Origin of the sequence: Burkholderia catarinensis (assembly GCF_001883705.2) — a bacterium.
GTDB lineage: Bacteria > Pseudomonadota > Gammaproteobacteria > Burkholderiales > Burkholderiaceae > Burkholderia > Burkholderia catarinensis.
Map to the genome: position 1 here is coordinate 155,502 of NZ_MDEQ02000016.1, position 23,749 is coordinate 179,250.

18 protein-coding genes are annotated in these 23,749 nt (G+C 68.0%); 8 read left to right on the forward strand and 10 right to left on the reverse strand.

Going from position 1 to position 23,749, the window contains the following annotated elements; all coding sequences use genetic code 11:
• Positions 1-59: 59 nt before the first annotated feature.
• From BFF94_RS25185 to BFF94_RS25200, 4 genes are all read right to left on the reverse strand, one after another.
• Positions 60-749: a response regulator gene (locus BFF94_RS25185; RefSeq protein ID WP_128841683.1), complete on the reverse strand. Its 690-nt coding sequence runs from the start codon at positions 747-749 to the stop codon at positions 60-62.
• Positions 750-966: 217 nt separating this feature from the next.
• Positions 967-4,782, reverse strand: a complete 3,816-nt coding sequence (locus tag BFF94_RS25190; protein WP_219139978.1) for a YadA family autotransporter adhesin — start codon at positions 4,780-4,782, stop codon at positions 967-969.
• Positions 4,783-4,979: 197 nt separating this feature from the next.
• A complete protein-coding gene (locus BFF94_RS25195) occupies positions 4,980-7,922 on the reverse strand; it encodes a hybrid sensor histidine kinase/response regulator (protein WP_246637402.1) in 2,943 nt (980 codons plus the stop codon).
• 253 nt (positions 7,923-8,175) lie between these two features.
• Positions 8,176-8,952, reverse strand: coding sequence for a winged helix-turn-helix domain-containing protein (locus BFF94_RS25200; protein ID WP_246637403.1), 777 nt, complete (start codon positions 8,950-8,952; stop codon positions 8,176-8,178).
• A 470-nt stretch (positions 8,953-9,422) separates the two neighbouring features.
• Between BFF94_RS25200 and BFF94_RS25205 the strand changes: the two genes are divergently transcribed.
• From BFF94_RS25205 to BFF94_RS25225, 5 genes are all read left to right on the forward strand, one after another.
• Positions 9,423-10,853, forward strand: coding sequence for a sensor histidine kinase (locus BFF94_RS25205; RefSeq protein WP_219139980.1), 1,431 nt, complete (start codon positions 9,423-9,425; stop codon positions 10,851-10,853).
• Complete coding sequence (locus BFF94_RS25210) at positions 10,850-11,497, forward strand: response regulator transcription factor (RefSeq protein WP_128848736.1); 648 nt, start codon at positions 10,850-10,852, stop codon at positions 11,495-11,497. Before BFF94_RS25205 ends, BFF94_RS25210 begins: the two co-directional genes overlap by 4 nt.
• Before the next feature lie 114 nt (positions 11,498-11,611).
• Positions 11,612-12,322: an outer membrane protein gene (locus BFF94_RS25215; protein WP_128848739.1), complete on the forward strand. Its 711-nt coding sequence runs from the start codon at positions 11,612-11,614 to the stop codon at positions 12,320-12,322.
• A gap of 49 nt (positions 12,323-12,371) precedes the next feature.
• Complete coding sequence (locus tag BFF94_RS25220; RefSeq protein ID WP_246637404.1) at positions 12,372-13,874, forward strand: hydroxyisourate hydrolase; 1,503 nt, start codon at positions 12,372-12,374, stop codon at positions 13,872-13,874.
• A gap of 418 nt (positions 13,875-14,292) precedes the next feature.
• On the forward strand, positions 14,293-14,961 hold the full coding sequence (locus BFF94_RS25225) for a MarC family protein (RefSeq protein ID WP_128846613.1): 669 nt from the start codon (positions 14,293-14,295) through the stop codon (positions 14,959-14,961).
• Between the two features lie 188 nt (positions 14,962-15,149).
• Here the strand turns inward: BFF94_RS25225 and BFF94_RS25230 are convergent, their stop codons facing one another.
• The 3 genes from BFF94_RS25230 to BFF94_RS25240 all read right to left on the reverse strand — a co-directional run bounded on the left by BFF94_RS25230 (position 15,150) and on the right by BFF94_RS25240 (position 18,849).
• On the reverse strand, positions 15,150-15,986 hold the full coding sequence (locus tag BFF94_RS25230) for an ion transporter (protein ID WP_219139981.1): 837 nt from the start codon (positions 15,984-15,986) through the stop codon (positions 15,150-15,152).
• A 144-nt stretch (positions 15,987-16,130) separates the two neighbouring features.
• Positions 16,131-17,792 (reverse strand): trimethylamine N-oxide permease, encoded by a 1,662-nt coding sequence (locus tag BFF94_RS25235; RefSeq protein WP_219139982.1) that lies wholly within the window; start codon positions 17,790-17,792, stop codon positions 16,131-16,133.
• A gap of 355 nt (positions 17,793-18,147) precedes the next feature.
• Positions 18,148-18,849 (reverse strand): flavin reductase family protein, encoded by a 702-nt coding sequence (locus tag BFF94_RS25240; protein WP_128846267.1) that lies wholly within the window; start codon positions 18,847-18,849, stop codon positions 18,148-18,150.
• 225 nt (positions 18,850-19,074) lie between these two features.
• On the opposite strand from BFF94_RS25240, the gene BFF94_RS25245 reads away from it, so the two are divergent.
• Both BFF94_RS25245 and BFF94_RS25250 read left to right on the forward strand, forming a co-directional pair.
• Entirely contained in the window at positions 19,075-19,401 is a 327-nt protein-coding gene (locus BFF94_RS25245; protein ID WP_128846264.1) for a thioredoxin family protein, read from the forward strand.
• 10 nt (positions 19,402-19,411) lie between these two features.
• Positions 19,412-19,831, forward strand: coding sequence for a secondary thiamine-phosphate synthase enzyme YjbQ (locus tag BFF94_RS25250; RefSeq protein ID WP_128846261.1), 420 nt, complete (start codon positions 19,412-19,414; stop codon positions 19,829-19,831).
• A gap of 51 nt (positions 19,832-19,882) precedes the next feature.
• On the opposite strand, the gene atsR is transcribed toward BFF94_RS25250, so the two are convergent.
• Genes atsR through BFF94_RS25265 form a run of 3 tightly spaced genes read right to left on the reverse strand, consistent with a single transcriptional unit; the run spans position 19,883 to position 23,120 of the window.
• Complete coding sequence (atsR, locus tag BFF94_RS25255; RefSeq protein WP_219139983.1) at positions 19,883-21,703, reverse strand: hybrid sensor histidine kinase/response regulator AtsR; 1,821 nt, start codon at positions 21,701-21,703, stop codon at positions 19,883-19,885.
• Position 21,704: 1 nt separating this feature from the next.
• A complete protein-coding gene (locus tag BFF94_RS25260) occupies positions 21,705-22,205 on the reverse strand; it encodes a putative pterin-binding protein (protein WP_128846258.1) in 501 nt (166 codons plus the stop codon).
• A 42-nt stretch (positions 22,206-22,247) separates the two neighbouring features.
• Positions 22,248-23,120: a response regulator gene (locus tag BFF94_RS25265; RefSeq protein WP_128846255.1), complete on the reverse strand. Its 873-nt coding sequence runs from the start codon at positions 23,118-23,120 to the stop codon at positions 22,248-22,250.
• A gap of 358 nt (positions 23,121-23,478) precedes the next feature.
• On the opposite strand from BFF94_RS25265, the gene BFF94_RS25270 reads away from it, so the two are divergent.
• Positions 23,479-23,749: SEL1-like repeat protein (locus tag BFF94_RS25270; RefSeq protein WP_219139984.1), on the forward strand; the 271-nt coding region annotated here is incomplete at its 3' end.

Below are 23,749 nucleotides of genomic sequence, written 5' to 3' on the forward strand. Positions count from 1 at the left end.
AATGCACGATGCCGCCGCGCGCGCCGGCCGCGGAAGCGGCCGGGCGCGGTCATTCCTGGTTATTCCTTTTCGCCGGCCGGTTGCGCCGGCGCGTACCCGTAATCGGATACGAGCCCGCATGAAATCGCGTAGCGGACGAGATCGACATCGCGCTCGATTCCCAGTTTCTGCATCGCGGATCCCTTCTGCGTGCTGATGGTCTTCTTGCTGCGGCTCAGCTTCTCGGCGATCTCGTTGACGGTCAGGCCCGATGCAAACAGGCGAATCACCTCGAGTTCGCGCGCCGACGGCGCGAGCGGCCGGCCGCCGACGCTGCCGACCGAGCGAAGGAGCCGGTCCATCGACGGCGACAGGTAACGGCCGTTCGTATAGGCCGCGTGAATGGCCATCGTCAGGTGGTTGGTCATGTCGGACTTGCTGACGATGCACGCGATGCCGAGATCGATCAGCGCGCGGATCGCGATCGCGTTTTCCATCATCGTCATCACGACGATCCGCAGGTTCGGATGGCGCTTCAGGATCGTCGTGAACAGCGCGAGGCCATCGCCGTATTCGGTGCCGGGCATCGCATAGTCGGACACCAGCACGTCGCAGGGATGATTCGCGAGCGCCTCCATCAGCTCCGTCGAGTTGTGCGCGCTGGCGACCACCGTCACCGTATTCGACGCCGACAGTTCGTAGCGCGCGCCGATGACGACCGCCGGATGGTCGTCGGCAATCACGATATGGATGGGGAAGTTTCTCTTCATGTCGATGGGGGCCGGCACGCGATGCGCGACCGGCATCAGTCAGGCTTGCAGGGTGGGCGCGGGATCGGCTTCGGCGGAAATCAGGCCGGAAGCGGGGTCGTCGCGCCGACGGCCGGTGGCGACTCGCTCGGAATCGCCACTGGCTGTCGGCCGAAAAAGGGCGGGGGATCGCTCCCCCGCCCAGGTTCGACGCTCCGCGCGAGGCGGAGCCGTCCGGTCAGAACTCGTAGCCGACCTGGCCGCGCACGCCCGCGTCGCCGACCGACGTCACGGACACCGCACCGTTCATCAGCCACTTGCCGTTGCGCGACCGGTAGGTCGCACCGGCGGCCACGGCCGAGCCGCTCTTGAAGTTCGCGGCGCCGACCGCGACGACCGTCTTGCCGGGCTGCGACGGCGTCATGTTCGGCATCGCCATCGCGGCCGCAATACCGGCGTACGCGTTCTTGGCCACGTCGTTGATCATCCGGTTCGTGTCGCTGAACCGCTGATCGACCGACTGCATCGCGCTGTCGAGCTGGCGCACGTTCACCGCGTCGGTCGGCGCGGTGCCGTCCGCGACGTTGGTGATCTGCCGTTCGTGGCCGGCCGAACCGACCGACACCGCGTTGTCGCGATCCGCGATCGAGCCCTGGCCGATGGCGACCGAACCGCTGCCGGTGGCGCTCGAACCCTGGCCAATCGCCGAGCTGTTGTCGCCCGACGCGACCGCACCTTGGCCGATCGCCGAGCTGTTGTCGCCCGATGCGACCGAACCCTGGCCGACCGCCGTGCCGTTCCCGCCCGACGCGACCGCACCCTGGCCGATGGCCGAGCTGTTGTCGCCCGACGCCGAGCCGTCGCCGACCACGATCGAACCCGGGCCACCCGCGCCGGGGTTCACGCCGCCGCCGCCGCCGTTGCCGGGATTACCACTGCCCGTCTCGAGGTCGCCGACGCGGTTCGTCAGGTCGTCCATCTGGCCGCTCAACTGCCCGTACTGCTGGGCGAATTGCTGCTGCAGGGCGTGGAGCTGGCCGCCGTTCACCGCGTCCATGCTGCCCGCGGCGATCAGGCCCGGCGCGACGTTGCGCAGCGTCGTGCCGCCCACCCCGCCGAACGACACGCTGTCGAGCGAGATGTCGTCGTACGTGACGGCGCCGATCTCCTTGCCTGTGTAGTCGACGAGGCCCGTCGCCTTGAGCTGGGCGATCGTCACGGCATCGTCGTCGTTCACGCCGTTCGCGACCCCCGACAGCGTGCGCGCGCCGGCCGTGCCCGCGAAGTTCACCGACGTGCCGCCCGTGTTCGCGGCCACCGTGATCACGCCCGTCGTCGCGTCCTGCTGCACGAGGCCGATCTGGCCGCTCGCGAGCTGGCTGTTGAGGTTCGTGATCTCGGTGCGGTTGTCCGCGATATCCGCCGTGTTCTGCGCGACGGCCTGGTTCGTCGTGTAGAGCTGGCCGCCCGTGACCGCGTCGCTGCTGCCCGCGGCGATGTCGCCGTCTGCGACGCCCGTGAGCTTGCGGTCGCCGGCGGTGCCGGTGAAGTTCACGGCCGTGCCGTCGGTGCTCGCGCCGACCGTGAGGTCCGCACCTGCGCCAGCCTGCTGGACGAGGCCCACCGTGCCGCTGCCGATCTGGTCGGCGAGCTTCGAGATCGAGCCTTCGTTGGTCGTCACGCGGCCGTCGAGGTTTGACACCGCACCGCCGACGCTGCCGACCGTGGTCGTGCCGCCGTTGCCGTCGCCGACGGTGAAGCTTGGCGCGGAGATCGAACCGTCTGCGTTGACCGTCGAACCGCCGCCGATCGCTGACGCGACGCTGTCCGACAGGCCGTGCAGTTGCGTGCCGTTGACGGCGTCGGTGCTCGTCGCCGAGACGGTGCCTGCGGCGACGCCCGTCAGCTTGCGGTCGCCGGCGGTGCCGGTGAAGTTCACGGCCGCGCCGTCGGTGTTAGCGCCGACCGTGAGGTCGTCGCCCGCCTTGGCTTGCTGGACGAGGCCGATCGTGCCGCTTGCGAGATCGCCGAGCTGATTGTTGATGGTCGTGATGTCGGACGTGTTCTTCGCGATGTTGCCGTTGGCGGTGGTCAGCGCGCCGTCGAGGGCGCCGAGCGCGCCGCCGACGGTCGTTTGCGTGCCGCCGTTCGCGAGGGCGTACGTCGGCCCCGTCACGGCGCCGGTCGTCAGGTCGATCACCGCGCCGCCGCCGAGGGCGGTCACGACGGGCGTGAGCTGAGCCACATTGACGGCGTCGGTGGCTTGCGTGCCGGCGGCCATGTTGGTGATCTGGCGTTGCAGCGTCGACGAGCCGACTGATACCGCATTGTTGCGGTCGGCCACCGAACCGACGCCGAGCGCAACGGATTCGGAACCCGACGCTTTGGCGCCCTCGCCCATGGCCGTCGCGTGAAAGCCGGTCGCGGAAGCGAACGAACCGAATGCGCTGCTTGCGCCGGCCGATGCCGTGGCGCCCATGCCGAATGCAGCGCTATTGTTGCCGCTGGCGACAGAATTGTTGCCGACGCCGGTTGCGAAAGTCCCGGTGCTTTGCGCGTTCGCGCCGACCGCGAGCGCACTCGTGCCGGCCGTTGCGGCCGTCGCACCCGAGGCCGTGTCGACCTTGAAGTAGTCGTCCGTGACCACCGAGCCCAGCTTGGTGTTGATCGCGGTGATGTCGCCCGAGTTCTTGGTGATGTTGCCGTTGGCGGTGGTCAGCGCGCCGTCGAGGGCGCCGAGCGCGCCGCCGACGGTCGTTTGCGTGCCGCCGTTCGTAAGGGTGTACGTCGGCCCGGTCACCGTCCCGGTCGTTGCGTCGATCACCGCGCCGCCGCCGAGGGCGGTCACGACGGGCGTGAGCTGGGCCACGTTGACCGCGTCGGTGGCTTGCGTGCCGGCAGCCATGTTCGTGATCTGGCGCTGCGCCGTCGCCGTGCCTACCGAAACGGTATTCGCACGATCGGCCACGGATCCGTAACCGAGCGCGACCGCGTTGTCGGCAGTTGATCGCGCAGCGCGGCCAAACGCGGAAGAGTGCTCTCCTTCCGCCGCGGCACCCACACCCACTGCGGTGGCTTCTTTAGCGATCGCACTCGCAAGCGTGCCGATTGCCACGGTGTTCTGCGCGGTCGCAGTCGTATTGCCGCCGATCGCGACCGCCGACATGGCATTGGCATTGGCGTTCGCTCCGACTGCGGTCGCACCGTCGCCGGCCTGTGCCGCGACTGCACTGGCATAGCTACCCGTACGGACCTTGACGTACGTGTCGTCGACCTTCGTCGACAGCGCGGTGTTCATCTGGCCGAGGTTGACTGCATCGGTGTTCGTCGTGCCGGCAGCCACGTTCGTGATCTGGCGCTGCTGCGTGGCTGTCCCGACCGACACGCTGTTGGTTCGATCCGTTGCCGAACCTGCGCCGAGCGCCACCGCGCCGTCGTGAGTCGATGCCGCAGCTTCGCCGATGGCGATCGATCCCGTATTGGCTGCGCGAGAGTTTACGCCGACGGCAAGGGAATTCGTGCCGACCGCCTGCGCGCCAACGCCGAATGCCGTCGCATGGCTCTGCGTGGCGGAGGCGCTCATGCCGACCGCCGTACTGGCGGCGCCCGTCGCCGATGCATTAGAGCCGATCGCCGTGGTGTTCATCGCGCTTGCGGAGGTGTTGGTGCCGAGTGCGGTCGCATTCTGGCCCGTTCCCTGTGCGTTTAAACCAATGGCGAGCGAGTTGAGGCCTGCCGTCGCGGCGGCCCCAGTTCCATTGAACTTGATGTACGTGTCGTCGATCGCGGCCATCGTGCCGATCGATCGGGCGCCGCCTGCGGTCGGTGCTGCCTGGCATGCGCCCGCCGCATCGAGCGAGCCGCTCGCTCCGTCGGCCGTCGTACACGCGTCGGCCGCGAACGCGCCGCCGATCGACGCGCCGCCCAGCGCAAGCGCGACCACTGCCTGACGCGCTGCGCGCGCCGAGCCCTTCGAATGCGACTTCGCCGTTTCGGCCACCGCCGTCCACGTGTTCGTCGCCGCGTTCCAGATGTTGCGATATGACTTGTTCATTTGCTACTCCTTTCAGTTCGTCAGAAACATGAAAGGATGGTAAAGATCGGCCTCGTCCTAATCAGTCGTCCAGGGCTGATTCGAGATAGCGTCGGCGTAGGACGAGTCCTACGCGCGTGGAGGCGGCATAGAGGGCCAGGTCGGGAAGCGGCATGGCGTCAGGCGGGACCGGCCGGCACATGCCGGCCGAGCCGTGTTCACGCCGACGGCGGATTCGCCGCGCGCCGCTGGAGCGCGCCGCGCGCGAGGTCTGCCGCGCCGGACAGCAGCGGCTCGCATGACGCCAGGTCGCCGCCAAGCACGGCGGCTTGCAGGGTGCCGATCGCGTCGGCCACGCGATGCTCGTGGATCGTCGCGAACGCGCCGCGCAGCGAATGCAGTTCATGGCGCAGCGTCGGCATATCCTGTTGCGCGAGCGCCGCGCGAATCGCGTCGACCGAGCGCGCGAGGCTGTCTTCCAGCAGCGCATGGACGTCCGGCGGCAGCGGGCCTTCTGCCAGGTCGGTGATCGTGCGCCGCACCGACGCCTGCGCGGGCAGCGCATGCGCGTAGCGCCGCACGGTCCGGTCGATCGTATCGAGCAGCACGGGCTTCACGAGCACCGCGACGATCCCGGCTTCCGCGCAGCGCGCATGCTCGGCCGCGCTCGCATGCGCGGTGATCGCGACCACCGGCAGTTCGGGATACTGCGCGCGCAGCACGCGCGCGAGCGTGTAGCCGTCCATGCCCGGCATGTTGAGATCCGTCATCACGAGGTCGTAGCGCGTGTCCGCGCAGCGCCGCAACGCCGCCGCGCCGTCCTCGGCCGAATCGGCGTCGTAGCCGAGCGTGACGAGCTGGTTCTGCTGCAGCTTGCGGTTGACCGGGTGATCGTCGACCACGAGCACGCGCGCGGCGAGCGTCGGCAGCGCGGCGTCCGCGTCCGCGTTCGCGTCGGTCGCATCGTGCTGCGCGATCTCCGCGCCGGTCGCCGCGCGCAACGGCAGCGTGACGACGAACGTGCTGCCGTTCCCCGGCTCGCTCTTCACGTCGACGGTGCCGTGCATCATCTGCGTGAGCTGCTTCGTCAGCGCGAGCCCGAGCCCGGTGCCGCCGTAGCGGCGCGTGATCGACGTATCGGCCTGCGTGAACGGGCGGAACAGCGCCGCGCGCTGCGCGTCGGTCATCCCGATGCCCGTGTCGCTGACGCCGATCGCGATCGGCGAATCCGGGTTCGTGTCGTCGCGCAGGTACACCTCCAGCGTGACTTCCCCGTCGTTCGTGAACTTGAGCGCATTGCCGACCAGGTTCGCGGCGATCTGCCGGATGCGGGTCGGATCGCCGACGTAGCGCGGCGCGAGCGCATCGTCGACGACGATGTCGAACTGGAGCCGCTTCGCCGTCGCGAGCGGCTCGAACATCGCGCCGGTCTGCCGGATCGTTTCGGCGAGATCGAACGGGATCGCCTCGATCGTCATCTGGCCGGCCTCGATCTTCGACAGGTCGAGGATGTCGTTGATCAGGTCGAGCAACACCGACGACGCGCCCCCGACCGTTTGCAGGCGCTCGCGCTGCGTGTCGCTGAGCGGTTCGCGGCCGATCAGCTCGAGATTGCCGAGAATCGCGTTCAGCGGCGTGCGGATCTCGTGGCTCATCGTCGCCAGGAACGCCGATTTCGCGTCGTTCGCCGCATCCGCCGCACGGCGCGCGTCGTCGAGCTGGCGCTCGATGTTCTTCTGCGACGTGATGTCCGAGAAGTTGCAGAGCACGACGTCCGCATCGTGGTAGCGCGTGCGGACGAGATTGACGAGCAGGTCGATCGCATCGCCTTCGGCAGTGGGCAGCGACACGAGCAGATCCGGCTGCACGGCGGCCGCGCGCGGCGAGCGATCGAGGCGGCCGAGCATCCGCGCGGCGAGCGACGGGCCGGCCGCCGCACGTGCGTCGTAGGCCCGCATCGTGTCGTTCTGCAGCAGCACCGAGCCGTCGGCGAGCGACAGCAGTGCGATGCCGGACGGCGCGGCCTCCACGATCGTGCGGTTCAGGTTCTCGCTTTCGACGACGCGCCGCGTGCGCGCATCGTCCGGCTTCAGCACCTTGCGATCGAACAGCACGAGCATCGTCCACACGAGCGCGATCACGGCCAGCATGACGGCGGTGTACAGGCCGGCGCGCACGGCGAGGGTGGCGATCAGCACGCGCAGCGGAAATGCCTGCACGAGCGTCCAGTCGGTGTCAGCGAGGGGCTGGCTCAGCGCGAACAACCGTTCGTCGTAGCCGGCCCGCGTGCCGTTGCGCTGCGCCGTGGCGCGCGCCCCGATACGCGCGAGCGTCGCGGCCGCCGCCGTGTCGTTTGCCGCGGCGCCGACCCGCAGCAGCACGTCTCCGCGCCGGTTCACGATGACGGCGGCGCTGGCCGGGTCGTCCGTTTCAAGCCGCGCGCGCAGCACGTCGACCGGCAAGGTCGACACGATCACTTCGAGCGGGACGGTGTCGTCGTATGCGGCTCCGACGAGCCGGAATACGTCGCGCCGCTGGACCGGATCGTAGACGGGCGCCAGCCACGAAAACTGCCGTGGCGCGGGCATCTCGATATCGGCCGCGACTTTCGCGAGCAGTGCCGATGCGTGGCCGGGTGCGGCGGCGGCCGGCACGGCGTCGGGCGCGGGCTCCGGAATGACCATCGCGAAGCGGCGATCGGGGCTGAACACGTAACCGGCCGCGGGCCGGTCGGTGTGCTGCTTCGCGACGAACGCGCCGACGCGGTAGCTCGCGTCGCTCGCCATCGCCAGATAGCGCGCATACGTGGCGGCGGGGCGCGCGGCCGTCAGGTCGGCGAGCACGAGCATCGCCGGGAAGCGCGGGTTGCCGCGCAGTACGAGCCGGCCCTGCTCGCGGGCCAGCGCGGCGACCAGCGCGGGGTCGACCGCACGCGCGTGCCACACGCCTTCGTCGTGCGAGATGAGGGAATCCATGCCCGCCTGGCGCATCTTGAATTCGAACTGGGTGAGGAAATGGCGCACCGCGAACGCCGTGTAGCGCTCCTGGATCGCGTCCCTCGCGATCGCATAGAGCATCAGGCCGCTGGCGAGCAGGATCGCGACGGTGACGGCCATGCCACCGCCATACAGCAGCGCGCGCCGATGGCGACCGACCTGCATGCGTGCCGGGCGCGGACTGTCCGGGCTCGGACTGCCGGCGGCGGGACGTGATCGGTCGGATGCGGCGCGGTTGTCCATCGACGAATGGAGAGGGGGCCCAAGGTTCCGACATGATAATGGAGACTGATCCCCTCGCGAGCCGGCATGGGCGCGAACCGACCGGCGTGCCGGATTATCGGCTCCGTCACGTGCCGGCCGGTGCCGCCGTCGTGCACGCGCGGCGCGCGCCGCGCGCTGCCGGCGCGACCCCGCGTCAGGTGACGTCGACGGTCTCGCCCGGATCGCACAGGACGAGCCGGTAGCCGAAGCCGTATATCGTCATCAGCCGCACGCCGTGCCGCCCGTCGAGCTCGAGGCGGTCGCGCAGATAGGCGACGTGCGTATCGAGCCGCCGGCTCGTGGTTGCGACGAGCGAACCCCAGACGAGCTGGCTGACATCCATGCGGCCGAGATTCCGTCCGATGTTCATGAAGAACACGGACGCGATCTGGAAATGTTTTTCGGTGAGCGCGTGTTCGCGGCCGCTGACCCGGATCGTGCGCGTCGCCTCATCGAAGTCGAACGGGCCGAGCCGCCAGCGTCGATGGTGCGTCGTCCGGTAATGGGACCATCTGAGCCACGTCGAGATCGACGTGATCAGCGCCTGGGCCGGCGCCCGGTACGGCAGGTGCTCGTTGGTGCCCGCGGCGAAGCAGGCGCTTTGCGCGTCGGGCGTATCGACCTGGCTGACGGAAACGATCGGCGCGGTATCGGCAAAGCGCTCGCGCAGCGCGCGAATCGCGTTGACGGTGCGGCAACAGGCCGATTCGCACTGGACGACGAACAGATCGAACGGACGTGTGTCGCAGACCGACATCAGGTCGGGCAGATACTCGAATCGCGACGGCCGGTAGCCGGCCCTTCTCAGGATGTCGTCGATCCGGAGGCGATCGTAGCCGTGTCCCGCGCGGCGCAGCCGGTCGTCGAATACGCCATGCGACGGATGATCGATCGTCAGGATCGCGATCGAGAGTTGGGACGTGTCAGCCACGATGCGTATCTGCCGGGCGGGGCGGCATCTCTCAAAAAAAGATCCCGCCGGAGCGGCGGGACAAAACCAACTATGGAAGCCGGAGCCCGCATCAAGCATGCAGACGTCGGCAAAATCATTGTCGTTGCTTTGTGATGGCGAGGGAATCGGCCCAGTCCGATAATGCGGCGGCGCGCACCGGGTGTGCCGGCGATCGTGCGGGAGACGGCGCATGCGGCCGGCGATCGCATCTTTGGGACCATGCCTACTGTTTTTGCGGGCCTTATGGGACCACGGGCAGCGCCGCGCGCGGACAATGACCCGCCGGCGGCCGGGCATGGCCGCGTCGCCGCAATGCCGCATCAGGCGGCCGCACCGGCCTTCGCGCGATCCGGCCCGTACCATCCGTTGGCTTCGCGGCCCGCGTTGCTTCGCGCGTTGCACGGTGCCTCGCATGCCATTCGCCCTATCGTTCCGTACTGCCATCGATCTTGAAACCGTCCGTCCGCATCGTCGCGCTTGCCGCGTGGCTCGCCCTCAGCCTGGCCGGCACCGCGTTCGTCGTGTCGCGATCCGTCGCCGACGCCTACGACCGCTTCTTTCAGGATTCGAGCATCGCGATCCGCCTGCTCGGCCAGAAGGCCGCGCAGCACGAGGCGATTCTCGCGACGCTCGGCGCGTCGTCGCTGACGGCGCCGCCCGCGCACATGCTCGACAGCCTGCGCGAACGCATGCCGCAGCTCGACGGGCTCGCCTACTGGCGGCGCGGCGCGGGCTGGCAGGCCGGCGGCGGCCCGGTGCCCGCGGCGACGCCCCGGCAGCGGCCCGGGGAGCCCTTCGTGCTGGCGTTCGACGGCCCCGCCGCGTACTGGCTCGTTGCCGATACGGGCTGGGCCGTGCGCGTCGATCCACGGCGGATGTTCCAGCCGGGCGACTGGCCCGCGTCGATTTCGTCGGCGGCGCTGGCGCTGCGCGACCGCCGTGTCGACCTGCTGCAACGCGAACCCGGCGACACGCAGCCGGGCTGGACGATGCGGCTCGAGAAACACCTGCCCGCGCAACCGCAGGCGTTCGTGCTGCACACGACGCGCACGCTGACGCCCGCCGATCTGCCGTGGCTGCCGATCGCGCTGTGGAATGCCGTCGCGGCGCTGCTCGTCGCGGGCGCGCTCGGCGCGTGGCGGCTGCGCGAGGCGCGCCGCCGCGAGGATGCGCGGGCGCGGCTCGACCGCTTCGGCCGGCTCGACACGTTCGGCGAGATGGCGGCCGGGCTTGCGCACGAGCTGAACCAGCCGCTGACCGCGATCGTCAGCCATACGCGCGCGGCCGAGCGGCTGCTCGACCAGCCCGCCGAACGCGACAGCGTGCGCCGTGCGCTGCAGACGAGCGTCGCGCAGGCCAAGCGCGCGGCGGCGATCCTCGACCGGATGCGCGCGGCCGTCACGTCCGCGTGCGGCGGCGAGCGGCGCGCGCTCGATCCCGACGCGGTGATGAACGTGCTGCTGTTCCTGTACCGCGACGAATGCGCGCGCGAGCACATCGCGCTTGCCTGGCACAACGCGGCGCCGCGCACGCGGCCGTTCGCCGAACCGATCGCGGTCGAGCAGATCCTGCACAACCTGATCCAGAACGCGCGCGACGCGCTGGCCGGCGCGCCGCGCGGCGAGATCCGCATCGGCGGCGCGCGCGAAGGCCGGCATTACCGCTTCAGCGTCGTCGACAACGGCCCCGGCGTGCCGGAAGACGCGCTGCCGCACCTGTTCGAACCGTTTTTCACGACGCGCGCGCGGGGGCTCGGCCTCGGGCTGCCGCTGTGCGACACGCTCGCGCAGCGGCAGGACGGCACGCTGACGGTGCGCAACCTGCCGTCCGGCGGCGTCGAAGCTGCGTTGCTGTTGCCGCTGGCGGAGGAAGCAGCATGAACCAACCGCTTCATTGCGCTCCCGCCGGATCGGTCGTTGCGATCGTCGACGACGACGAAGCCGTGCGCGACGGCCTGGCGCTGCTGCTGCGCACGGTCGGCTTGCCGACCCGTTGCTACGCGGATGCGCAGGCGTTCCTGGCCGACGCCGGCCACGCGGCGCTCGGCTGCGTGCTGCTGGACATCCGGATGCCCGCCATGAGCGGGCTCGACGCGCTCGACGAACTGCGCGCGCGGCGCGACCTGCCGGTGATCATGATGACGGGGCACGGCAACGTCGATGCGTGCCGGCGCGCGTTCAAGCGCGGCGCGCTCGATTTCCTGCGCAAGCCGGTGGACGACGACGAGCTGATCGACGCGGTCCAGCAGGCGATCCGCCGGCACGCGGCGCAGCGCGAGCAGGGCGGGCACGGCTGCGCGGACCCGGCGCGCGCGGCACGCGTCGCGACGCTGAGCGCGCGCGAACGGGAAGTGCTCGACGGCATCGTGCGCGGCTGGAGCAACAAGGAGATCGCGCGCGCGCTCGGGCTGTCGCCGCGCACGGTCGAGACTTATCGCGCGAACGTGTTCGACAAGCTGCAGGTGGCCTCGCTCGTCGAGCTGGTGCGCGACTACGCGGCATTCGCGGGCGGCTTGCCGTCGTAGAGCCTCCGTAGCGCTACGGAGGCGCAACCCGTAGGCGAACGGGTTCAACGTTCGCGGCGCGATTCCTACGATGACGGCTTCTTCGACGTTCATCGACAAGGACACGCATTCATCATGATCAAGCGCTTTGCTTTGCCTTCCACGCTCGCACTGTTGTTCTCGGGCACGGCGTTCGCCGATGCGCTCGCACCGGAAACGAAAAAATCCGACGTGAGCGACGCCGGCTACTACGCGACCGGCCGTATCGTCGGCGCGTTCGACAACGCGGTGAACATGGAACTGACGAGCCCGCGCGTCGCGAGCCGCGTCGGCGGCCCCGAGACCGGGTCGAACCTCACCGGCTCGCTCGGCCTCGGCTACCAGTTCGGCAACGGCTGGCGCGCGGAAGGCGAATACGTGTTCAAGCGCACCAACAACTTCACCAGCTACTGGGCGCCGTTCGACGCGAACGCGAACGAATTCCACGTGTCGGCACAGCGCCTGATGCTGAACGGTTACAAGGACTTCGACCTCGGCCGCGGCTTCTCCGTGTACGGCACGCTCGGCATCGGCGTCGCGATCGTGTCGGCCGACGGCTGGCAGACCAACGACACGCGCCGCTTCGCATCGAAGACGCAGACCAACCTCGCGTACTCGGCCGGCGCGGGTGTCAGCTACGCGATCAACAAGCGTTTCTCGATCGACCTCGGATATCGCTATGTCGACATGGGCAACGTCGAGACGGGCTTCAACACGTTCGCGAACCGCGTCAACGCGCGCGACGAGCAACTGAAGTCGAAGCTGTCGTCGAACGAAGTCTTCATCGGCTTGCGCGGCCGCTTCTGAGCGCCCGCTCGCGGCGCGCACGATGGGCAAGCCCGGGGAGGGGGAAGCGATGAAGGACGTCATCGATACGGGCCGACGCAGGCTCGTGCTCGCGACGGCGACGCTGGCGGGAGGCGCGCTGGCGTCGGCGCCCGCGTGGGCGGTCGCGGGCCCGGCCGGGCCGGCGTCGCGCGCGCGGCCGGACCTGACGGTCCGCATCGTCGAAATGTTGCATGGCGTCGCGGCCGACGGGATGCGGGTCGACCTGTCGCGTGTCGACGGCGAGCGCGACGTGGCGCTGCTCACCGCGACCGTCGATGCGCAGGGCGGAACGGGCGGCGCGCTGCTGTCGGGCGATGCGTATCGCGCCGGTTCGTACGCGCTGCTGCTGCATGTCGACGCGTACTACCGCGCACGCCGGGCCGATCGGATGCATCGGCGCGGCGATAGGACTGGGCCCACTGCGTCCCCGGTTCGATGTAACGCAGTCCGATTTACCGAACACGGCCCGGGAGCGATACTCGACGCCATTCGATCAACTACGGGAGCACGGATTGCGGCGACAGATGTCGCGCAATGCGTCGTCGACATCATGAGCATGCAGGACATCACCGGGCATTACGCGATTCCGCTCGCGCATCCGTATTCGGATGTGCCGCCGCCGTATGGCCGGCGGCGCCGGCCGTTCGTGGCGAGCCGGCGGCAGCGGCCGAACGTGTTTGATCTGTACGGCGCGCGGCGCGTGCCGCCCGCCGCGCCCGAGAAAACCGCGAACGTCGCCAAGGCCGTGAGCGCCAGGGATTTCGGTTCGGACAACCAGGCGTGGGTCAGGCCGCATCCGTTGCGCCGCAAGTGGCGGCTGACGTTGATGGCGTGCGCGATATTCGGGGCGGCTTGCATCGTCGCGACGCATTTCTTCGAAGAGCGCCAGCATGCGGCGGAGCATGGTTCCGTCTACTCGGCGGCGATCTCGGTCGCGCCGGCGGTGGTGGCGGAGGTTGTCGCGGCGGAGGTGACGCCAAGGGCCGGCAAGCCGACGGAATCGACTGCCCCGCAAGCGGCTCGCGCATCGGGGCAGGACGAGCAACTGGCGTCCGCGGCGGTCGTCGCGGTGGAAACCGCGTCCGCGGCATCGCGGGCGTTGCGGGCCGGCAGCGCATCGCCGGCGAGCGCGCCCGTGGCGGTTGCGGTCGTGGTCGAAACGAACGTGGTGCCGGCGGATTCCGCGGCCCCGCGGGCCCGCCGCGCATCGTCGGCGAACAAGCCGGCGGCTGCGATGGCGACGCGTTCGGCGGTGAAGCCGGCCGGTGCACCGCACGACAAGGCGGCGCATGCCGCGCCGAGCGTAGCCGCCGCGGCCAGCGGTGCGACGAAGCAAGTGCAAACCGCGCGTGCCGCCGAGGCGCCGCCGGCCGCGGCCCAAGCCGTCGGCATGACGGCCGCCGAGTTCACGCACTGGCTGGCGGCGACGCGCGAGACCGCGCGACCGGCCGCCGCACCCGCCCGATCCGACGCAGGAGGCACCGATCTCTCGGTCGACCTGCCGAGCCATACGCGCCTGACCGCGTACTGAGCGGCTGCGTGCCGAAGCGGCCGGCGGCGCCCCTTCGGGGCCGCTGTTGCCGCGCATCGGCATGCGTTGCGTTCGCGCGGCATGCCGCGCCGATTCAACGAAGGTTCTCCTCTGTTCGACGGCCGCTCGTTTAGACCGGCCGCTTCCTGTTCCGTGCGCCTTCCTGTCGTCGACGATGCAGACCGCGATACCGATCGGCTGCGCGCGACAACGTACACGCGCACCGCATCGCCGGTCGCGACCGCAGAATCGGACTTGGCCGATTCCCTGACACGCCTGCTTCCCCGACAATCGAAGTTCAGCAGCCCGGCACGCCTGTCGTGCGGGGCCGCGAGTCGTCTCCGTTTTTGCGGCCGGTCTCATCGACTGGCCGCTTTTTTTCTTCATCCCCTGCCTGTTATCGAGGAGCCCGATCGCGATGCAGATCGACCGCCTGATTCCTGAAATCCTGTTTGGCTTCACGGGCCTGATCGGCATCATCAATCCGTTCGGGATGGCGTTCGTGTTTCTCGAACGCACGCAATCGCTGACGGAAGCCGAGCGCGCGATCCTGTCGAAACGGCTCGCGACGAACGTGTTCTTCACGTTGCTCGTGATCTTCTTTGTCGGTGCGCCGGTATTGAACTTCTTCGGGATTTCGATGGAAGCGCTGCGGATCGGCGGCGGCTTCGCGGTGGCCGTGGCAGGCTGGTCGATGCTCAATGCGCCCGACGTGCCGGGCGGCGACAGTGCCACGCACGGCGACGATCTGCAGAAACTGATGGCGCGCGCGTTCTTCCCGCTCACGGTGCCGCTGACGATCGGCCCCGGTTCGATCGCGGCCGGCATCGCGCTGCATGCGAACCGCGCGCGCACGGCCGCCGACTATCTGGTGTCGGGCGTGGTGTCGCTTGCGGTCGCGGCGCTCGTCGCGTTCGCGATCTGGCAGATCTACAGCCGTGCCACGACGCTCGCGCGCTATCTCGGCGGCGAGGGGACGAAAGTGGCGGTGCGGGTGTCGGCGTTCCTGCTGCTGTGCGTGGGCGTGCAGATCATGCTGACGGGGCTGGCGGCGTTCGTGCAGATGCTCGGCGGGCAGGCGGGGTGACGGGTCGAGGGGGGCGGCCCGGCATCGATTCGACGTGCCGAGATCCGGGCCAATGCGTTACATCAGGCTTCGCCTGAACCCTTGCGATCCCCTGCGCCGCACAGGCTTCATCGCGTTGCGACGCGTCCACGGTATGCCGCCCCGCGTTGTCGGCGCGCGGCAGGAAATGACGCTGAACGGGAAGGGTCTTATTCCGGGCGTCGCGGCCGGTCGATGTCGGCATGCGCCGGCGGCGGCACCGCCGCGCCGCAATGCGGGCAGCACCGTGTTTCCTTGTCGGCGTCCGCGCGCCGCTGCTCCAGCGCCGACGCGATCAGCTCGGCGCCCATGATGCCGGTCGGGAACGCGATGATGCCGTAGCCGAGCAGGATCGCGCACGACGTGATGAGGCGGCCGAGCGGTGTATGCGGCGTCAGGTCGCCGTAGCCGGTCGTGCTCATCGTCACGGCGGCCCAGTAGACGCCTACCGGTATGCTCGTGATCCCGTTCTCCGGGCCCTCGACGAGGAAGATCACCGTACCGAGAATCACCACGAGCACGAACATCCCGCCGATGAACACGAAGATCTTGCGCCGCGCACGCGTGAGCGCGCGGATCAGCATCTGCCCTTCCTCGAGATAGATCGCCAGCCCGAGGATGCGGAACACGCGCAGCAGTCGCAACAGGCGCACGTCGATCAGCGCGTGCAGGCCGGGGAAGAAGAACGCGAGATAGGTCGGCAGCACCGACACGAGATCGACGATCCCGAAGAAGCTGCGTGCATAGGCCAGCGGCCTGCGCGCGGTGAGCAGCCGCACTGCATACTCGAGCGTGAACAGCAGCGTGAACGCCCATTCCGCTGCGTAGAGGGCATCGCCATACCGTTCGTGCAGGTCGTGCACGCTATCGGCCATCACGACGAGCACGCTCGCGACGATGAGCGCGAGCACCGCGACGTCCAGGTTGCGGAGGAACGAAGGGCGGCGGGTGAAACGCGCGACGGCATCGCACATCGCGTCGAAGGTGGACCGGATAGGAGCAATCATGCGCCCGAGTTTACGGACGGTGCGCGGCAGGGCCTATCAGACCGGTCTGATTCAAGTGCGCTTGCCGCGCTGTCGCGGCGCGTTTCCCGGCCGGAGGGCGCGAGACGGCCGACGATGCGTGGTGCCCCGTCGGCCGGTCGTCGTTCAATGTCCCCAGACCAGATGATGTGCGCCGCCGACTGCCAGCACGGCGCCGATCAGCGCCGCATACGGCATCAGGTTCAACCACATCGCGCGCTTCGGCACTTCGAGTTCCATGTCGCGCTGCATCTGCTCCGGGAACCGGCCACGATCCTGCCAGTAGTGGCGATAGACGAACACCGGCACGATCAGCAGCATCGCGATCAGGCCGTTGCGCAGCGTGCCTTCGCCCTGGAGATCGGCGCCCGCGCCCGCATAGACGAGGTTCGCGTAGCCGCAGATCGCGCCGGCGACCAGCAGCCACGTCGGGCAGCGGAACGGCCGATCCCAGTTGCCGCGATCCATCCGGTGGATCCAGCCCGACTGAAGATTCAGGAATACGAACAGCATGTAGCAGACGTTCGAGATCGACAGCACCGTCAAGTAATCCGACATCATCAGCAACACGAGGTTGAAGCCGAGATCGGTCCACATCGCGCGTGTGGGCGAGCCGTGCTCGTTCACGTGCGACAGGTACTTCGGCAGCCAGCCGTCGACCGATGCCTGGTACAGCGTGCGCGACGAGCCCATCATCGACGTCATCACGATCAGCAGGATCGACAGCATCAGCATCACGACGACCGCATTCGCGACCCACGCGCCGCCGCCGACGATCTTCGCCATCGCGGCCGCCACGCCGGTGCCGTCGCGGATCGACGGATCGAGCATTGCCTGCGCGCCGAGCGCACCCTGGAACGCCAGCGGCACGAGCGTCATCACGACGAGACACAGCGCACCCGACCAGAAGATCGCCTTGGCGGTATCGCGCCGCGGATCGCGGAATTCGCGCGTGTAGCAGACCGCCGTCTCGAAACCGTACGACGCCCAGCCGGCCATGAACATCGCGCCGAGCGCCATCGTGACGCCTTGCCCGTTCCACGAGCCGAACGTCCCGGCCGTGAGGTTGCCGTGCGCGTCGTGACCGAGTGGCAGCAGCGGGAGCAGGTTCGACATCGGCACGTCGCCGGTGACGAACGGCACGATGCCGACGATCAGCAGCGGCGTGAGCGACGCGATGCCGAGAATGCGCTGCGTGCGCGCAGCCTTCGATGCACCGCTATGTTGAAGCTTGAACGTGATGAGAAGCAGGATCGTCGCGATGATGAACGTCGCATTGATCCGCAGGGACAGACCCGGCTTGATGAATCCGAGATCCGCAATCTTGAGCTGCCAGTGCAGCACCGCCGCGTCGGCGGGAAAGAGGCTCGTGAGCGCATAGCTCGCCGCGAGGCCGCAGCCGAGCGCAAGCATCGGCGACCACGCGAGCCAGTTGCACCACACGGAAACCGGGGCAATCAGCTTGCTGTAACGGACCCAGCCGATCGCGCCATATACGGACGCGCCGCCCGATTTATGGGGAAATAGTCCCGATATTTCCGCATAAGTCGCGCTTTGAATCAGCCCCATCGTGATCGCGGCGATCCAGATCGCCCACGCGGGCTGGCCGATCGTCGCGCATACGCCGCCGATCGTGAACAGCACGCCTGCCGGCACGCCGCTCGTTACCCAGAATGCGTCTTTCCAGGTCAGGCCGCGCTGGAGGGTGTGAGTGCCTGATTCGGGTTCGTGCGAGCCGGAGCGATCCGCGCGAGCGACGCTGCGCGCGCGCAGTTCTGCTTCGCTCATCTAAATATATTCCGCCATGATATGAAGCGGCGAGTTTATCAAGCGAAAGCGGGAAAACCGCGGGCCCTCGAGCGTTGAAAGGAAAAAAGGACCAGTCCCATACGAGTCAGGACCGGTCCTATGTCATCACGCAACGATTCGCGGCGAGGTGCCGCCGGATGGCGCCGAGGATGGCCGGTGCGGATCGGCGATGCTGACGCCGCCAACCGTCACCCGATCCATTCACGGCCATCGGCGGCGGGCTCCTCGCTGGCCTGTCGATCGGTGAACACCATAGAGCACACGCCAGGTCAGGCATCGCCGCGCGGAAGGAGACAACAATCGGGAGCCGCATCGGGCCGGCCGTCGCGTTTCATTACCGCCCGGCGCCGGCCGGCACGCCAGCATCGCGCGAGCGCTCGATGTCGGGGCTGCGATACGCGCGCTCGGGAATCTCGGCGAGCCGCGACGCGTGCACCTGCTGCGGCGCGAGGCCGTAGAACTTCTGAAAGCTCATAATCAGCGGCGACCACTTGTCCGGATCGATGCGGTCCGGGTGCCCGTCCATCAGCAGGTCGGGATGCACGTGCACGCGCTGGATGCGCACCTCGAACACGCGGATGTGGCCGCGCAGGTCGGGCGCTTCTTCGCCCACCCCGTGCGTGGCCGAGACGACCGCCTCCATGTGCACCGGGCATTCGAGCGCGCGCGGCGGCGACACGGTTTGCGACGCCGCCTCGGCGAGCCCGGCCGTGCCGAACTTGTCGGGTTCGTACACATAGCCTTTCGCGCGCTTGCCGTCGGGCACCGGATACGTGCCCGTCGTGCGCGCGATCCGGTCGACCGCGTGCGCCTGCGCCGACGACGGCAGGTTTAGCACGCATTCGCCGGTACGCAGCAGGTTGCGGGTGGTCTGCGAACTGGCGGCGATGCCGATCACGCAGCGCCAGCCGAGCCAGAACGCGGACGAGATCGGCGCGAGATTGGCCGTGCCGTTCTCGTTCAGCGTGCTGACCAGCACGACGGGCGTGCCGAAATAGAGGATGTTCGGTTCGGTGATGCAATGCGGAGCGTTCATGGTCGGGGCCTTCGTCGAGGGATCAGTCCGCATGCTGATCCTGTCGTGGCGGCGCGGCACTCCGGATCTTGTCGTGTCATTCCGGCGCGCGCAGGCGGCATGTGTGCCGGAACGGGCCGGTCGGCATCGCGCGCGCTTTTCCGCTACAGTGGGAAATCGCAGGCCGTGCATGCCGCACCACGCGGGCACGCGCGGCCACGTTCCGCCAACGCACACGAGGGCCTGATGGACACCGAGCAACGCTATACCGCCAACGCGCCGACGCGCGCGGAAGTCGACGCACTGGGCGGTGCCACCGTCATCGAATTCGGCGCGAACTGGTGCGGGATCTGCGCAGGCGCGCAACCCGATATCGTCGCGTCGTTCTCCGCGCATCCCGCCGTGCGGCACCTGAAGATCGAGGACGGCCCGGGCCGCCCGCTCGGCCGCTCGTTCGGCGTGAAACTGTGGCCGACGCTGGTGTTCCTGCGCGACGGCGTCGAAGTCGCGCGCGTCGTGCGCCCCGCCGACGCGAAACAGATCGAAGCCGACGGCTTCGCCGCGCTGGCCTGAGGTCACGGCGATGCAACAGGCACTCACGCATATCGGCGTCGACGCACGCGGCAGCGGCCTCGTCGAATTCACGCCGCAGGTGCGTGCGTTCGTCGACCAGCAGGCGATCCGCACCGGCCTGCTCACCGTGTTCTGCCGCCATACGTCGGCATCGCTGCTGATCCAGGAGAATGCCGATCCGTCGGTGCGGCGCGATCTCGAACGCTATTTCGCGACGCTCGCGCCCGAGGACGACACGCGCTACGAGCACGACACCGAAGGGGCCGACGACATGCCGGCGCATCTGCGCACGGCGCTTACGCAGGTGCAGTTGTCGATTCCGGTCGAGCAAGGGCGCATGGTGCTCGGCACCTGGCAGGGGATCTACCTGTTCGAGCATCGCCGCGCGGCGCACCGGCGCGACATCGTGCTGCATCTGATCGGCGAATAGACGGGAAGACGAGCGGGAAGGCGAGCGGGAACGCGCGATGCCGCGCCTGGCTCACGCGAGCAGCTTCTCGACGAGTGCGCCGAGTTCGCGCAGGTGGACGGGCTTCGGCAGGAATTCGTCGAACACCTGCTTGTTTTCGCGCAGCGCCGCGGATTCATACGCGCTGACGCCGAGGATGGCCGGATGCCGGCCGTCGTCGTCGGGCTGCGCGACCGCGCGAATGCGCCGCGCGACCTCGAAGCCGCTCAGGTCCGGCAGTTCGAGATCGAGCACCACGATGTCGTAGCGGCCCGTGCCGAAGCGCGCGACGCCTTCCTGCCCGGTGCCGCACAGGTCGGCATCGATGCCGAGCGCCGACAGCATCGCGCCGAGCGTTTCGCGTGCGTTGTCGTTGTCGTCGACCACCAGCGCGCGCCGGTCGCGGTGCGCGGCCGCGTGCGGCAGCGCGAGCGCTTCGCCCGCCGCATTGCCGGCCGTCACGGTGTCGGGCACTTCGACCGGCAGCGTCACGACGAATTCGCTGCCTTCGCCGACCACGCTGCGCACGTCCACGTGCCCGCGCAGCGTCGTCACGATTTCGCGCACGACGGCGAGCCCCATGCCGATCCCGTCCACGTGCAGCCCGACCGCGTCGTTCGCGCGGTAGAACGGCTCGAAGATCTTCGACAGGTGCGGCTTCGCGATGCCGGCGCCCGTGTCGCGCACGGCGATCTTCAACTGCTGGCCGGCCGGCGCGTCGGCGAGCGTGATCGACACGTTGATCGACCCGCCGAGCGTGTACTTCACCGAATTCTCGATCAGGTTCGACAGCACCTGCCGCAGCAGCTTGCGATCGGAACGGATCGCGAGGTCGTGCGGCTCGACCTGCTGCGCGACCGCGATCCGCTTGGCCGCGATCTTCTCGCGCAACGGCTCGAACACTTCGGCGAGCAGCGGCGCGATGCCGACGGCTTCCAGCTCCGCGAGGCGCTTCGTCGAGCGCAGCTTGATGTAGTCGGTCAGGTCCTTGACGAGCGCTTCGAGCGACAGCGCGGAATTCTGCAGCCGCCGGATCGTCTTCAGGTTCGCGTCGGACTGCGGGCGCGCGAGCAGGATCTCGATCGACCCGCAGATCGCCTGCAGCGGCGTGCGCAGCTCGTGGCTGACCATGCCGAGGAACGCGTTCTTCGCCTCGATCATCTCGAACGCGCGATCGGACGCCTTGCGTTCCGCGTCGAGCGCCGCGTCCTGCCGCTCGAGCAGGTCGTCGCGCGTGCGCATCGTATAGAACAGCAGCAGGAACAGCGCGCACAGGATCACGCCGAGCACGATGCCGAGGATCAGGATCGCGTGCTGCTTTTCCTTCAGCTGATGGAACGTGAAATCGCGCTGCGCCATCTCGATCGCGCGGAAGTAGTTCGCGAGACCATTGACCTTCGGCCAGTACGCATTGACCTCGTCGATCACCTGCTGCGCGTTCTTCGGCGCGCCGCGCAGCAACGGCACGTCGTGCTTCAGGCGCGTCATGAATTCGCCGAGCGCGTCGATCTCGTTGCGCGCACGCGCGATGCGCAGCCAGTATTCGGACACTTCGGACGGCCGCTGCAGGAATCCGAACGACACCGACAGGCTGTCGAGCTGCATCTGCACGTGTTCGAAGTCGTCGTCCTCGTGCGTCGCGTAAAGAATCAGTTGCCGGTCGAACCGCGTATAGACGTTCCGGTATTGCGCGGCGGTCCAGAACACGCCTTCGCGCGGCCCTTCGAGCACGCCCTCGTTGACCGAGGTGGCGAGGAGGTCCCACAGCAGGAACGCCCACGCGGCGAACCCCGTGATCCACAGCGACCCGAGGACCAGGATGATTTTTCTATTTTTCCATCGCCGGCGCTTCATTTCACTTCACGGTCAGGCCGATGATCTGCCACGCGAACTTGGCTTCGCCGAGCGGCGTCTTAAGTTCGTCGGGATACTGGTCGCGCGGATACATGATCCACAGCGGGCCGTAGTTGTCGTTGCCGAGCACCTTGCCGTTCATCGTCCGCGCGAGGATCACGCCGTATCGGTCGGCGTCGGACACGGGAATCGTGAACGTGTATTCGTCGATGCAGCGGAACTCGATCTGCGTGCCGTGCGCGCCGACGGTCTTCAGCACGTCGGACAGGCGCGGGCCGGTGAAGGTCGCCTTCGGCGTCCAGCTCGTCGACGTGACGATCGTATGTTGCGGCAGCGCCATCAGCGCCTGCTCGGAAAAGACGTACGCCGTCTTGCCCTGCTGGTTGCTTTTGTCGATCTTGCCGTCGACGGTGAACGTAAACGAAGCGGCCCAGGTCGCGGCGGCCATGCCGAGCAGGCAGGCCGTCAGCAGGCTCTTGGCCCAGATGGTCGAAACTCGCATGTCTTTCCCTCGGTCTTGTAATGGCGGGTTGTCGTTCCGGTCTCAGTTCGCGGCGGCCGCGGCCGGCAGCGTGAGCTTCAGTTCGCGCGCCACTTCCGCGAACAGGATCGGCAGGCGCACCGGTTTTTCTTCGCAGCGCGCGTTGTAGTGCGACACGATGTGCGCGATTTCGTCCTCGCTCGCCTCGCCGGTCGAGATCTTGCCGGTCAGCAGGAAGATCGGCGCGCCGCTGTTCTCGCTCGAACGGATGCCGCGCACGAGTTCGGCGGCCGTCTGGTCGCCGAGCATCCAGTCGAGGATGTAGCCGTCGAAATCCTCGACCTCCAGCGCCTTGCGGAACGTCGCGCCGTCGAAGTACGGAATCGCGTTCACGCCTTTTTCGATGAAATATTCACATACCGTTTCGGCGACATCCTGCGAATCGTCGACCACGGCGATCCGCGCCGCATACACGTTCGGCTGGGTCGAGCGCAGCTCGACGACGTCGACCGGATACGTGCGGCCCTCGCGCGCATGTTGCCGTTCCGTGATGATCCATTCGCCTTGCCACTGCAGCGCGACGAAGTCCGTTTCGATCTGGCTGCTGGCCTTCGCCGAGATCGCGGCCCGGCAGCGGAAGCGGCGCGATTCGATCACGAGCGTCGCGTCGATCATCTCGGCCGCGGCCGGCTGCGCGCCCTTGTCGTCGAGCAGGATCGCGGGCGGCACGCCGAAGTGCGTCGCGATGTCCTGCAACTGCGACAGGTTCCACGGGATCATGCCTTTCATCTTGCGCGTGACGACCGAGAAGCTGAGGCCGAGCACATTCGCGATCGTCGTGTTGTGACTGCGCGGCGGGATGCCGTTCCGGTTCAGGAGGTCGCGCACCTTGTTGGCGGTGATCAGATCGACGTTGGCCGGTTCGCTGTTGGACATCTCGATGGGGTCTCCAGGGGTTTTTGGCGAGGAAGAGCATATCAAAACTGACGCGTCGCGCAAACTTTGAATGAGCGAAGGGCCTTGACATGCCATTTTTCTCCATTATTATTGCTCACCACGTCACTATTGTTTGTTGCGTCATGTTTGGAGATCGATGCCGGCGAGTATCGGCACAGCGAAAAGCGACATCAATGAAGCAGTGACGGAGCGATTCGAAGAGAGAGCCTGAGAGAGCCTTGGACTGCGTGTCGGCGTTGGCGGATTGTATCCGCCGCGCCGCGCGCAACCAGGTACGAGCCCACGGGGTGGGTGGCTCGAAGCAATACGGCGCAAATAAAACTTGAGGAAAGTACCAATGTATCGCCGTTTACTCGCACCGGGGCTGCTGTTGCTATTGGCCGCGTGCGCGCAGGATCCGTCCATCACCAGCAACACGGTACGGATCTGCGACGACACAGGTTGTTCCGATCGCCAAAAAGATCAGGTCTCCTATCAAAAAAGGGGCGATTCGGAAGATCGGGAAGATCCGCGCATCGCCGCGCTCAAGCAAACCGCGAAGACCCAGCCGAAGGCCGCCTACGACCTCGGCCTGCGCTATTTCCGCGGCGACGGCGTACGCCAGGACA